The sequence below is a fragment of the uncultured Algibacter sp. genome, assembly GCF_947495925.1.
Taxonomy (GTDB): domain Bacteria; phylum Bacteroidota; class Bacteroidia; order Flavobacteriales; family Flavobacteriaceae; genus Algibacter_E.
Window position 1 is genome coordinate 171177 of the sequence record NZ_CANMAU010000003.1, and the last position, 13172, is coordinate 184348.

Annotated in this window: 9 protein-coding genes; 4 read left to right on the forward strand and 5 right to left on the reverse strand. The window is 32.8% G+C overall.

The window, feature by feature from the left end:
* The first annotated feature begins 23 nt into the window (after positions 1 to 23).
* The gene (locus Q0857_RS07080; protein WP_298533358.1) at positions 24 to 803 is read left to right on the forward strand and encodes an endonuclease/exonuclease/phosphatase family protein; all 780 of its coding nucleotides are present in this window, start codon (positions 24 to 26) and stop codon (positions 801 to 803) included.
* Positions 804 to 812: 9 nt separating this feature from the next.
* Here the strand turns inward: Q0857_RS07080 and Q0857_RS07085 are convergent, their stop codons facing one another.
* The 5 genes from Q0857_RS07085 to Q0857_RS07105 form a co-directional block, all read right to left on the reverse strand.
* A complete protein-coding gene (locus Q0857_RS07085) occupies positions 813 to 1154 on the reverse strand; it encodes a P-II family nitrogen regulator (RefSeq protein WP_298533359.1) in 342 nt (113 codons plus the stop codon).
* 38 nt (positions 1155 to 1192) lie between these two features.
* Entirely contained in the window at positions 1193 to 2446 is a 1254-nt protein-coding gene (locus tag Q0857_RS07090) for an ammonium transporter (protein WP_298533360.1), read from the reverse strand.
* Positions 2447 to 2683: 237 nt separating this feature from the next.
* A complete protein-coding gene (locus tag Q0857_RS07095; protein ID WP_298533361.1) occupies positions 2684 to 3952 on the reverse strand; it encodes a carboxypeptidase-like regulatory domain-containing protein in 1269 nt (422 codons plus the stop codon).
* Positions 3953 to 4039: 87 nt separating this feature from the next.
* Positions 4040 to 5860, reverse strand: coding sequence for a cytochrome c peroxidase (locus Q0857_RS07100; RefSeq protein WP_298533362.1), 1821 nt, complete (start codon positions 5858 to 5860; stop codon positions 4040 to 4042).
* 84 nt (positions 5861 to 5944) lie between these two features.
* On the reverse strand, positions 5945 to 7603 hold the full coding sequence (locus tag Q0857_RS07105; RefSeq protein ID WP_298533363.1) for a phosphatase: 1659 nt from the start codon (positions 7601 to 7603) through the stop codon (positions 5945 to 5947).
* 268 nt (positions 7604 to 7871) lie between these two features.
* On the opposite strand from Q0857_RS07105, the gene bshC reads away from it, so the two are divergent.
* The 3 genes from bshC (at position 7872) to Q0857_RS07120 (ending at position 13166) form a co-directional block, all read left to right on the forward strand.
* Positions 7872 to 9473 (forward strand): bacillithiol biosynthesis cysteine-adding enzyme BshC, encoded by a 1602-nt coding sequence (gene bshC, locus Q0857_RS07110; protein WP_298534097.1) that lies wholly within the window; start codon positions 7872 to 7874, stop codon positions 9471 to 9473.
* A gap of 55 nt (positions 9474 to 9528) precedes the next feature.
* Positions 9529 to 11064 (forward strand): glutamine-hydrolyzing GMP synthase, encoded by a 1536-nt coding sequence (guaA, locus tag Q0857_RS07115; protein ID WP_298533364.1) that lies wholly within the window; start codon positions 9529 to 9531, stop codon positions 11062 to 11064.
* Between the two features lie 170 nt (positions 11065 to 11234).
* On the forward strand, positions 11235 to 13166 hold the full coding sequence (locus tag Q0857_RS07120; RefSeq protein WP_298533365.1) for a LysM peptidoglycan-binding domain-containing protein: 1932 nt from the start codon (positions 11235 to 11237) through the stop codon (positions 13164 to 13166).
* Positions 13167 to 13172: the final 6 nt, after the last annotated feature.

Below are 13172 nucleotides of genomic sequence, written 5' to 3' on the forward strand. Positions count from 1 at the left end.
TTGATTTATTTGTACAGTTTAACTTGCTTAAGTCATTAAACTTAAATGAAAGTTCATCACGTCTTACTACTCTATCTATATTGTCATACAATGCTCATGGATTTAAGGGAATTGAGGACGAAATTAAAACAGGAGAAAGTGCGAAGATCGTAAATTTTATAGAGAATAAAGATACAGATGTTTTCTGCATTCAAGAGTTTTCTGCTATACAATATAAGTATTTTAGTGACTATCCCTATTTTTTTAAAACTAACATAATTGCTGGAAAGAAGAAATCAGTTATGGCAATATTTTCGAAATACCCTATTACTAATAAAGAATATATAAGTTTTCCTAATTCTCGTAATGGAGCAATGTTTGTCGATTTAGTTTTGAATGAAGAAAAAGTACGAATTTATAATGTGCATTTAGAATCATATAAAGTTAGTGATATTTCTAATTTAAGTAACCCAAAAAGTGGTTATTCAGTTTTGATCGGCAAAATAGGTGTAGCTGAAAGAACTAGAAAGGAACAGGCGTTATTGTTAAAAAAACACATTAACGAATTTAAGGGAAGGGTAATTATATGTGGTGATTTCAATAGTACACAATTTTCGTCATCATACAGAATAATAAAAGGGTTAAAAAAAGACACTTTTATTGAAGCTGGAATTGGTTTAGGAAAAACATATGAGTTTTTTAAATATCCTTTTAGGTTGGATTATATTTTAGTGGATGACAGTTTTGAAGTTCTATCTCATGAAAGTTTTGATCTAAAATATTCAGATCATGAGCCCATACTTTCAAAATTAGTTCTAAACTAAGGTTTAAAACTATTTAATGGCTTCACCTCCTCTGGTTCTTGTTCTAATTCTTATAGCTTCTTCAACATTATATATAAATATTTTCCCATCACCTACCATATTTTCTGAAGAATTATCTAGAATAATATCAATGCATTTTTCCAAATTATCATCACTAACTATGCACATAATCATGATACGAGTTTTTAATATCATGGACTGCTCTGTACCTCTATAGCGTTCAGAGTAACTGGTTTGTAAGCCTGTACCTTTAACAGGTACCACTGTTAAACATGGTATGTCTGCTTCCTTTAATCCACGTTGTACAGCTTTTAATTTTGATGGTCTTATAATGGCTTCTACCTTTTTCATTTATATTAGTTTAAGTTTACACTACACTTTCAGAGGTATTATTCGAACGTTGTATAGGCCTCTGCTCCAAACGTCACAGCATCTAATCCAGCATTTTCTTCAGATCTATTAACACGAATACCGATGGTCTTTTTCATTATACTCATAATACCATAAGTCAATAAAAATGAAAATGATCCAATTACAAGGACACCAATAAGTTGCGTGATTAGAAGGCTCGAACCTCCTCCAAAGAAGAGCCCATCATCAATAGCAAATAATCCAACGGCAATTGTTCCGAATAGCCCATTTACGCCATGTACAGCTATGGCTCCCACAGGGTCGTCAATTTTTATTTTATCAATGTATATTACTGCTATATCGACCAAAATACCAGCTATCACTCCAATTATTATCGCAGAAGTTGGATTAAAAACATTACATCCAGCAGTAACTGCGACTAAACCTGCCAACACTCCATTAATGGTCATAGTAATATCTATCTGTCCATATTTAAAGTAAGTATAAAACATAGTTGAAACACCTCCCGCTGCTGATGCTAGAAAAGTATTTGTAGCAATACTGCCAATTAACTCCCAATTACCTACAGCTCCTAATGTTGAACCTGGATTAAAACCAAACCACCCAAACCATAATATAAAGCCTCCAATAGCAGCTAATGGCAGGTTATGACCTGGAATAGCAACTGGTTCTCCATTTTGATCATATTTTCCAATACGAGAACCTAGAACAATCGCCGCTGCTAGTGCAGCAAATCCTCCCATGGCGTGTACAGCTGCAGAACCAGCGAAATCATTAAAACCTCTCAAAGCAAGCCAGCCATTAGGGTTCCAGACCCAATTTGCGGCTAGAGGATACATTAATGCACAAAAAATAAACACGTAAATTGCGTAAGCCCAAACTTTCATTCTTTCAGCAACAGCGCCTGATACTATGGAAATAGCCGCAATCGCAAAGCCAAGTTGTATAAACCAAAAAAGCTTATTCGATATGGTTAAACCTAAGCCTAAGTCTCCGTTTTCGATACCCAAATCAAATGCAAACCATCCATTAGATGCGCCATAGGCAATTCCAAAGCCAACTGCGAAAAATGCAAGTCCGCCAAAAGTAATATCAATAATTACTTTTGCAATGATACTCATGGCGTTTTTTGAACGTACAAAGCCTGCTTCCAGAAGGGCGAAACCACCCTCCATTAAAAATATTATTGCGGCACAAATTGAAACCCAAACAGTATCAATTGCAGAAATAAGTTCTGCCTGCTCAGTAACTACTATTGCTACTTCTTCCATAAAATAAATTGCTTTAATGTTGGTTAGATTAGTTGTTGTTTTTCTAAAAAATGTGCAATATAAATAATTTGGACAGTGTTAAAATGCGAATATGTTAAAAATTGATATTAAATTTTGAATTATATGAATATTTTAAGAATTAGTTTATTTGGTTAAAAATTATTCAATAAAAAACCAGAACAGCTTTAATAAGTTGTTCTGGTTTTTTAAGTTTATACGAAATTTTACCTTAAGAGATTAAGTGCGCTTCAATTGTTTCTGAATCTTTTTAATAGCAGATTCTATTGATTTTTCTGGCTCAATAATATTATAGGCACCCCAAAATCTAGGATCAGAAAATCCAGAAGCCTTTTCACTTAAAATCGTTGTAGGTCTAATAAGTTGCGGGCTTCTTACTTTTGCTAATTTCTTATAATCTTGTACTTCCCAGTCTGTAATAGCCATCTCACTATTAAGTGTATAGGTGCTGTTAAAGAGTTTGCCTTTCCAATTAACTTTAAATGTAAGTCCTATATTGCTATAGGCATAGTGCCATTTCCCGTCTTTTGTTCTGTAATTAACTCTATAACTGGCTTCAGTAGGATATACATCAACTTTTCTTGGTTTTTTACGTACATACATTTGACTTGATAAGGCTTTGTTTGAAACGTCTAAGCTATAAACAGCGCTAGTTAATGCTTTTGTTTCCGCATCTATGTATAGTTTGCCATAGTATAAAGGAGTACCATAGTTTTGATTTTGTTTAAACGAAATAACATAAATAACTCTATCATTTATTCGAGTAGAACTATCAAAACTAAATTTATATTTTGGTAAATCATCTTCAGTAAAAATATATTCAGGGTACTTGATCATATCTGTATACAAGTTGCTGAACGGCCCTCCTTGCAATTTTAAGGCTACAGTATCAAGCTTTTTATAATCAGTATTTTTTCGGGCTTTTATAAGTTCAATATTATCATTTCTGTAGTTGTAGTATGGCTGCTTGTGAATTTTCACTACAGCTTCTGAAAGAGAGGCGTTTTTTCTTTTCTTCTTTATGGTTTCTCGGTAAAAGGCAGTCATTAAGGTGCCTTTATCTGTGTATATATCACTTTTCTTTGCTAAAGTTTCAAGCACTAATGCTTTTGCATCTATATTGTTTGAAGTAATACTTACTTCATCTAATTTAGTAATAGCAGATGACAGCGCTATTTTTTCATGATTCTTAAAGTTCGAGATTTTGATTTCTTTCTTCTCAAAACCCAAATGCGAAATGGTAATTGTTCCTTCTAAAAAAGTTTCTGGTATTTTTAAAATAAACTCACCTTCACTGTTTGTTACGGTACTTATATTTGAATCATTCACAGCAATATCAGCAAATATGAGCGGAGTCTTTGAGCTTACATCAATTATTTTACCTTGAATCTCTTTAAAAAGTTCATTTGATTGGGCATGGATAATGGTAGAACTTGATAATATGAGTGCGAACACACATAAAAAACTAAATAAGGTTTTTTTCTTCATGACAAAAAAATTTAATAGGAATCTTGAAATTACAAAAAAAAGGATTAATAAACTAATTTTCAGGTAGTTTGAAAAGTTAAAAAAAACTTAATATTTAGAATCTGTTAATGTTCTCATAAAAGCTATAATGGCATCGGTTTCTTTTTTTTCTAAGTTTAATGGATCTGATGGTAGAGTTTGATATGGGACATCAAGCCCCAAACCTTGACCTCCTCCTGAATTGTAAAATTCTAGTACTTCTTCTAAGGTTTCGAAGGCACCATTATGCATATACGGTGATGTTAATTCAATATTTCTAATTGTTGCGGTTTTAAAAAAATGGCGTCGTTCTTCTACCTCAAATGGATAATATAAGCCAGGGTCTTCGTCTAAAACTGGATAGTCAAAATCCACGGTTTTAGTAATGCCTATGTTTTCAAATTCGGTTTCGTCAAATTTTGGAGGAACGGTACCGTAAAAGGTTGGAGGGAAATGGCAAGTTGCGCATGCGGCCTTTCCCATAAATAGATTAAACCCCAATATCTCTTGATTAGATAGGGTTTTCTCTAGGTTTTGCATATTTCGATCAAACTTAGAGTTAAATGGGGTTAAACTACGAATATAGGTGGCAATGGCGTTTCGAACATTTAAATTATTAACCTTTCCGCTGTATAAAGAATCAAATAGACCTTGGTATTTTGGATTTTCTTTAATCCTTTTTTCGATAGTATTTAAATCAATATGAAATTCATTTTCATTCTTAGCAACATTAACGATTTGATCCTCCAGTCCACTTGCTCTACCATCGTAAAAAAAGGTTTTTTGATACATGGCATATGCTAGTGTTGGGGAATTACGTCGCAGCGGTGTTCCGTCTAATCCTATGGCTAACTTTTGGCCATCTGTAAAAGCTTTTTCCTTAATATGACAGGTTGCACAACTTATAGTTCCTGAAACTGATAAAGACTTATCGTTAAATAAAGTTTTGCCAAGATTTATGCGTTCTTCAGTTATTTTTGGAGTATGAGGCATTGAAAACATTTTTTTATTAAAAAATGTTTCTGAAAAAATATTTGTGCTTGTTGGGTTTAGAGGTCTTGATTGACTTAATTGGATGTTCCAATCTGTGGCAGTGTTATTAATTAATTCAAGTTGCTTGTTTGTATGGTTTTTTATAAATGTATAACGATCAAATTCATCAAAATCACTAGATTTTAGAACACTAATTGTATTGTTAATTTCTGATATCCAATGGGTAAATAGGCTATGGTTTTTAAAAGTGTTTTTGTAGATGTATATGATTTTTTTGATGGTTTCATAATTGTACATAGCGTCAGTTAATGAGTTCGCAAGTATTGGAGAGTCAAAACCAGTTATGCCTTTCGTCGCAATATTAACTATGCCATCTCTTATCATTTTTAAATGATGCCTATCTCGTTGTTTTATTATGATATGATTCTTGCGTACAAAAGGTATTCTAACCTGCAGATAATAATAAACTCTATATAACTCCCTATTTGAAATTGTTCCATCTCCAAACAAATATTCTTCAAGGACTTGATAACTTTTAGGCTTTATTTTTTTTATTTCAGTTACGTCCTCCATTTCAACTTTTAAGAGGTTCGGTGCATTCATAGATAAATAATTCTCATAATCGTAGGCAATTAGGAGAGGTTCAGCATACTTATACCATTTTCTGCTTTCTAAAAAGTTACTCCTATTTTCTTCAATAGATTTTAGGGTGTCTATTCTTTTCATGTAAAGGGCAGCACTATCCAAAGTTTGAAAATAGTATTGCCTTATTTCATCATTAAACATAGAATCGTTATTTGCAGAAACGATTTTATTGGACTGTTTTATTTCTTTTTTACATGATGAAAAGAGTATTAAAATAAAAGAAATTTTGAATAGAACTTTGATGATTTTCATTTTCGTGGCAATATTTTAAAGAGTTGGTTTTTAGCAAAAAAAGTTCCCGAGGAACGGGAACTTTTAATAATTGTAATTTGTTTTTTATCTTGGAAGACCAGTGATTTTGAATAGAACTGAGCCTTCGTAGGCACCACCTGTACCATTTTGAGAATAGTCTATTGCAGTAGGATCGCTAAATAAGTGTCCATCAGCTCTTTTTGCAGTTTCAGGGTTGTTTTCAGGTCTCCAGCCATGTACTTGTGCACCTCCTATAAAAGTGGACTCTGTGGCTCCAATAATATCTGTAACATCAATTAAACCTGTTATTTCCCACATGCTATCAGTATTACCAATATCCATGTTAGAAGCCGCTACTTGTGCACACTCCATTACTTCTGTAAATGATTTGTTTGCTATATTGTATTGCCAAAGTTTAGCATAGCCCTGAATGTTTGGGTTTTGGTCGGCATATCCATTAGGGTCTTCTTGAATGTATGCATAGTTTTCGGTTACTAAGATATTGTCAGGAGAGTGCATTCCATCACCAATGCCTCCTTCTTTATCTCCATCAACTACACAAGTAATTGTTGCTTTTAAATAGTTGGCAGATTCACTATCTAACATATCTTCAGGTAATTCTACCTTGTAAACTCTACCAAAAGTGGTTCCTCTATTCGCTAAATCGGGATTGTCGGATCTGTATCTTCCAGTCGCATTAAAGAAAACGGTTCTATTGTTTTCTTCAGAACCTTTTTGCCAGTCGATGTCTTCAATTCTTTGGAAACCAATGGCCAATAGGTCAATAGCTTCTTGGTTTAATTCAGAAATAGTACGTTCATTAACTTTTACCCATTCTGCTTCATATGCGATGCCCTCTGCCATACCCATTTCAAACAATTGACCACCAGCACCTGGAGCCGTCTCAATAGGATTCATACCTTTTAAAACATAAAGATCACCACTGTTTAGATCTCCTAAACCTCCAGCATACATTGCAAAATGAGCTTCAGGGTAGGCGTTATTGCTATCATCATCACCCATGAAAACAACGGTTTTGCCAGGGAACGCATTTTTACCTATTACTACGGCATTTTCCGTTGACCATTCTCCTAAGGCAGGAAGTCTATCAACTTCAACTCTGTCATATGTCGAGCGGAAAGGATTTACTTTGTAAACACCTTTAGCATTTCCGCCCCATTCACCTCCAGAAAGATATAAAGGACCAAAACCATGCTCTTCTACTGTAATTGAAGAACCGGAACATTGTGCAGTAAAAGCTGTAGCAGTCGAGTTTACAATATAACTCCCTTCTAATGGTTGTAATTCAGAGTTTAAACGAATTCTAGCTATGGAATAATCTCTTTCTAAATTGTTTATAAATGCATATGTGCCACTACCATCGTTGTAAGGGTAGAGTGCTGCACCATCCATATAAGATCCATATACGAAGGTTGAATCTGTAGGTAAAATATCTGCAGAAGACATCATCATAGTTAAGTCTGCAGAACCCGTAAAGGCACCTTTCAGTTCAAACAAAGTGTTAGGAGTTATAGAACTTGTTAGCGGTTTCATTTCTTTAACTGTTAAGTCTTCACCATCAACTCCGTCCTCGCCATCAGCGCCATCCTCGCCATCAGCTCCATCTTTGCCATTAGTTCCATCAATCCCGTTAATGCCATCTTTTCCGTCTTCACAACTTACAAGAGTTGTTCCACTTGTTATTACTGTTATCAGTAATAAGATTTTAAGTAAATTTTTCATAATCTAAATAGAATATTGTTTTGGTTATTATTCGCCCAAAATTATAACTAGAAACTATGAATTTTGTTAAGCCATCAATGTGGTTCTATTAATTTAGGGTTAGATAAAAGTTAATAAGGTTACGCTAGAATTAAGTGAGGTATGCGAGATAATCCTCTATATTATCTTAGCATTACTTTACTGTTATTTGAGTCATGAAAGTCTTAACTTATTTTTTGGATTTCCAAAAATAGAATAGCTGTATATTTACATGATTTTAATAAGAAATATGCACATAAACGACATTCCATTTAATAAGACAGGCTTTTTTTCTTCATTGATTTGTGATTATTTAGATCAAAAATCAGAATTGAGTTCTCTGTATAATCGTTTTCCCGAAATAGAAAATTTTAAAGCTCAGATTGATGAAAAAAAAGAATCTTTCAAAGTATCGTCGCGAACTACATTAGTTTCAATTTTGAATAGGCAATACGAAAAGATTGAAACATCAAGTTTAACATTAAAGAATATTGATAGTTTAAAATCTGAAAATACCTTTACTATAACAACAGGACATCAACTTAATTTATTTACTGGGCCGCTTTATTTTTTATATAAGATAATTTCGGCAATAAACTTATCAAAAGAATTAAAAATTAAGTATCCAGAAAACAATTTTGTTCCTATATACTGGATGGCAACTGAAGATCATGATTTTGAAGAAATAAACTTTTTTAACTTTAGAGGTAAGAAGGTAAAGTGGAATAAAGCATCTAGTGGAGCGGTTGGAGAATTGTTGACAGATGGTTTAAAAGATGTCTTTGATGTATTTTCTGAAGAGTTAGGAGCAAGTAAAAATGCTAATTTGTTAAAGGATTTATTTCAGAATGCATATTTAAATCATCGTAATTTGGCTGATGCTGCACGTTTTTTAGCCAATGCTTTATTTAAAGAGTACGGACTCGTTATTGTAGATGCTAATAATCACGATTTAAAAAAGGAATTTATTCCTTATATGGAAAGTGAATTGTTTAGTAATACGTCTCATAATGAGGTTTCTAAATCGAATAATAGCATTTCAAAATTATCAGAATATTATAAAATTCAGGTTAATCCTCGAGAAATTAATTTGTTCTATTTGGTGAAGAATATACGAGAACGTATTGTTTTCGAAGATGGTGTTTATAAAGTTTTGAATACTGATATTTTATGGACAACAAGTGAGATAAAAAGAGAACTTTTGGAGTATCCCGAACGATTTTCTCCTAATGTGATTATGCGTCCGCTATATCAAGAGGTAATTCTGCCTAATTTATGCTACATAGGAGGAGGTGGTGAATTGGCTTATTGGTTTCAGTTAAAGTCTTTTTTTGACAAGGTAAATGTGCCTTTTCCAATATTATTATTGCGTAATTCGGTTTTAATCAAGTCTGAAAGTCAGGATAAAAAACTCAAAAAATTAAATATCAATGATGAGGATATTTTTTTAAATCGACATTCTCTTATTAATAAGAAAGTGAGAGAAATATCTAATATAGAGATTGATTTTTCAGAACAAAAAGAACAATTACAAAAGCAGTTTCAAGGACTTTACAAACTATCTGAACAAACAGATAGGTCTTTCATCGGTGCTGTTAAAGCTCAAGAGGTAAAACAAATGAAGGGGCTTGATGCTCTTGAAAAACGTTTATTGCAAGCTCAGAAAAAGAAATTATCAGATCAGGTAATGAGAATGACGGAACTTCAAAATCAATTATTTCCTGCTCAAAGTTTGCAAGAAAGAAAAGCCAATTTTTCTGAGTTTTACTTAGAATATGGAAAAGATTTAATTCCTAAACTTATAGAAAACCTTGAGCCTTTAAAAAGCGGTTTTTTAGTGTTAACAATTTAAATAAAAAAGTAGTAATGGTAATTCGTCAATAAAAAATCAATTCCTATTTTTGCGCATGCAACATGACAAGGTATTAATTTTAGACTTCGGATCGCAATACACACAACTTATTGCCCGTAGAGTTAGGGAACTCAACATTTATTCCGAAATACATCCATTTAACAAAATTCCAACAAGCTTAGAAAGTTACAAAGCTGTAATTCTTTCAGGAAGTCCAAATTCAGTAAGGGGAGAAGATGCTTTGCACCCAGATTTGTCTGAAATTAGAGGCATCAAACCTATACTAGCAGTATGTTATGGGGCTCAATATTTGGCACATTTTTCTGGAGGTGAAGTAGCACCTTCCAATACGCGAGAGTATGGACGTGCTAATTTATCGTTTATAAAAGGAAATGAACCATTTTTTGCTCATATACATACAGGAAGCCAGGTTTGGATGAGCCATAGTGATACTATTAAAAAATTACCTAATGGAGGTGTTTTAATTGCAAGTACTCACGATGTGGAAAATGCAGCATATAGAATAGATGGAGAAGAAACTTATGCTATTCAATTTCATCCAGAAGTATATCATTCGACTGATGGAAAGCAATTACTAGAAAATTTTTTAGTGAATATTGCGGGAATCCATCAAGATTGGACACCAGATTCGTTTGTTGAAGAAACTGTTGAGGCGATTCAAGAAAAGGTGGGTAATGGTAAGGTGGTGCTTGGTCTTTCTGGAGGTGTAGATTCAACCGTGGCAGCTGTTTTATTAAATAAGGCTATTGGTAAGAACTTATATTGCATTTTTGTTAATAATGGTTTGCTTAGAAAGAATGAATTTGAAAGTGTGCTTAATCAGTACAAGGGTATGGGGCTTAACGTTAAAGGTGTTGACGCTTCAGGAAGATTTTTAAATGCTTTAAAGGGTATTGAAGACCCTGAGAAAAAAAGAAAAGCGATAGGTAATGCTTTTATTGAAGTATTTGATGATGAGGCTAATAAGTTGGAAGATGTAAAATGGTTGGCGCAAGGTACTATTTATCCAGATGTTATTGAAAGTGTTTCTGCTACTGGAGGGCCTTCAGCTACTATTAAAAGCCATCATAACGTAGGAGGATTACCAGATTTCATGAAACTTAAAATCGTGGAACCCCTTCGTGCAATTTTTAAAGATGAAGTTAGACGAGTAGGAGCTACTTTAGGTATAGACCCAGAACTTTTAGGTCGTCATCCTTTTCCAGGTCCGGGACTAGGAATTCGTATTTTGGGGGATATTACAGCTGAAAAAGTGAGAATCTTGCAGGATGTTGATGCCATTTTTATTAACGGTCTTAAAGAATGGGGATTATATGATAAGGTATGGCAGGCAGGGGCAATGTTACTTCCTGTAAATAGTGTGGGCGTTATGGGAGATGAACGTACTTACGAGAAATGTGTGGCGTTAAGAGCTGTTGAAAGTACAGATGGTATGACCGCAGATTGGGTTAATTTACCTTATGAATTCCTTCAAAAAACATCTAATGATATAATAAATAAGGTAAAAGGCGTTAATAGAGTGGTTTATGATATTAGTTCAAAACCGCCAGCAACTATAGAGTGGGAATAATACGGTTTTGTAGTTAAATTACAATTCAATAAACTTAGAATTATTGCGTTTTGGCATACTATATGATATCTATGATACGACTCAAGTTGTCCTGAAAAGAAAAAAGACACGTATATAAATTTAGTTAATTGCGTTTTATTATTTTTATATCTAGTAGATAATAACATTATATGAATAGATTTTTATTAGTATTAGCCTTAATTCTTGTATTTAGTTTTAATACTATACAAGCACAGAATTTTAGTTCGCACCAAGTAAAACAAGGAGAAACTATTGAAGGTATTTCTAAGCTTTATTATTTAACACCTTTGGATATTTATGAATACAATCCGGATACAAAAAACGGATTGAAGCCTAATACGGTGTTGATTATTCCAATTTTGAAGGCAAATAAACCTAAAGTTACAGTAACTAAAGAGTTAAAGGGGTTTAAACCGCATAAAACAAAAAAGAGGCAAACCCTTTATAGTTTATCAAAACTCTATAATGTTTCTGAAGAAGATATAAAAAAGTACAATAAATTTCTATATTCTAATCCTTTGCGAAAAGGCGATAAGCTTCAAATTCCAATATTTGAAATAATTGAGGTCGTTGAGGAAGTTAAATCTACCACCGAATATACGGTACAACCAAAAGAGGGAAAATGGCGAATTGCATATAAATATGGTATAACTGTTCAAGAACTTGAGTTTTTAAATCCTGAAATGGCCGATGTTCTTAAAGAAGGTGAGGTGATTAATGTTCCAAATCTTGAAGCTGAAAATCAAAACAAGTTTGATGAAAAATACAGTTATTATAAAGTTTTACCTAAGGAAGGGTTTTATAGATTAAAACTAAAACTAGGATTAGAACAATCAGAATTAGAAACCCTAAATCCAGATTTAAAGGAAACCGGATTAAAATCTGGAATGATTTTGAAAATCCCTTTTTCTGAAGAGATTGCTGGATTATCGGAAGAAAATTTGAAATCTGTAAATTTAATCGATAGTATTTCTTTGGACAATAGTAAGCATATTGCAGTAATGTTACCTTTCAGATTAAACCGTGTGGATTTTGATTCTATTTCTGATGCAAAACGAAGTATTAAAAATGACCCTTATTTAAATGCATCTTTAGATTTTTATTCAGGTGTATTGGTGGCAATTGATTCTTTAAAAAAGTTAGGTATTTCTTTGAAAGTTGATGTATATGATACCAGATATCAAGTGAGTGAAGTTTCGGATATTTTGAATACTAATAGTTTTGAGGAAGTTGATGCTGTAATAGGTCCGTTAACAACATCATGTTTTGATAAAGTGGCTTCAGAATTGCGTATGAAAAATGTACCTGTAGTTTCCCCAATAGGTACGAAGTTAGAGCTTCACGAAAATGTATTTCAATCAAGACCGTCAAATGATTTGTTAAAAGAAAAAATTGTAAATTTTGTAAAAGCTGATTCTATTAGCAATATTCTTATTGTTTCTGATACTGAAAATGTGAAAGTTTCCGATGAGATTAAAAAAGAGTTTAATCTGGCTAGTCAAGTTAAATCTCGTAAAAATAAAGATGGGGAGGATGAGTTTTTTGTAACAAAAGACGATATAGAAAAGGTTTTGAAACCAGGTAAAAACGTAGTGTTTCTTGAAACTCAAGATGCAGGTTTTGTTTCAAATGTAACTAGTATTTTGGCTTCTTTAATACGGGAAGAAGACAAAGAATTAAAACAAGAAGCTATTGAAATTACATTGGTCACTACACAAATAAACGGGGCATTTCAAGGAGATCAAATAAATAATACGCATTTATCAATACTTAATTTTCACTTTCCAGCTGTATCAAAAGAATATAGTGAGCTTGATAATAATAGTTTTGTTAAAAAATACACCAAACTTTATAATATTACACCTAACAAAAGAGCCGTTAAAGGGTTCGATTTGACAATGGATACTGTTTTGCGCTTGGTGTCTTCAAATGGCATTTATATGTCGGTTAATAATGCCCCACTTACAGAGTACGTGGAGAATAAGTTTGCATATAAAAAAAACTTAGCTGGCGGATATTATAATAATACCGTTTACTTATTAAAGTATGAAGATTTATCTATTGTTGAGGTAAAACAATAAGCTTAA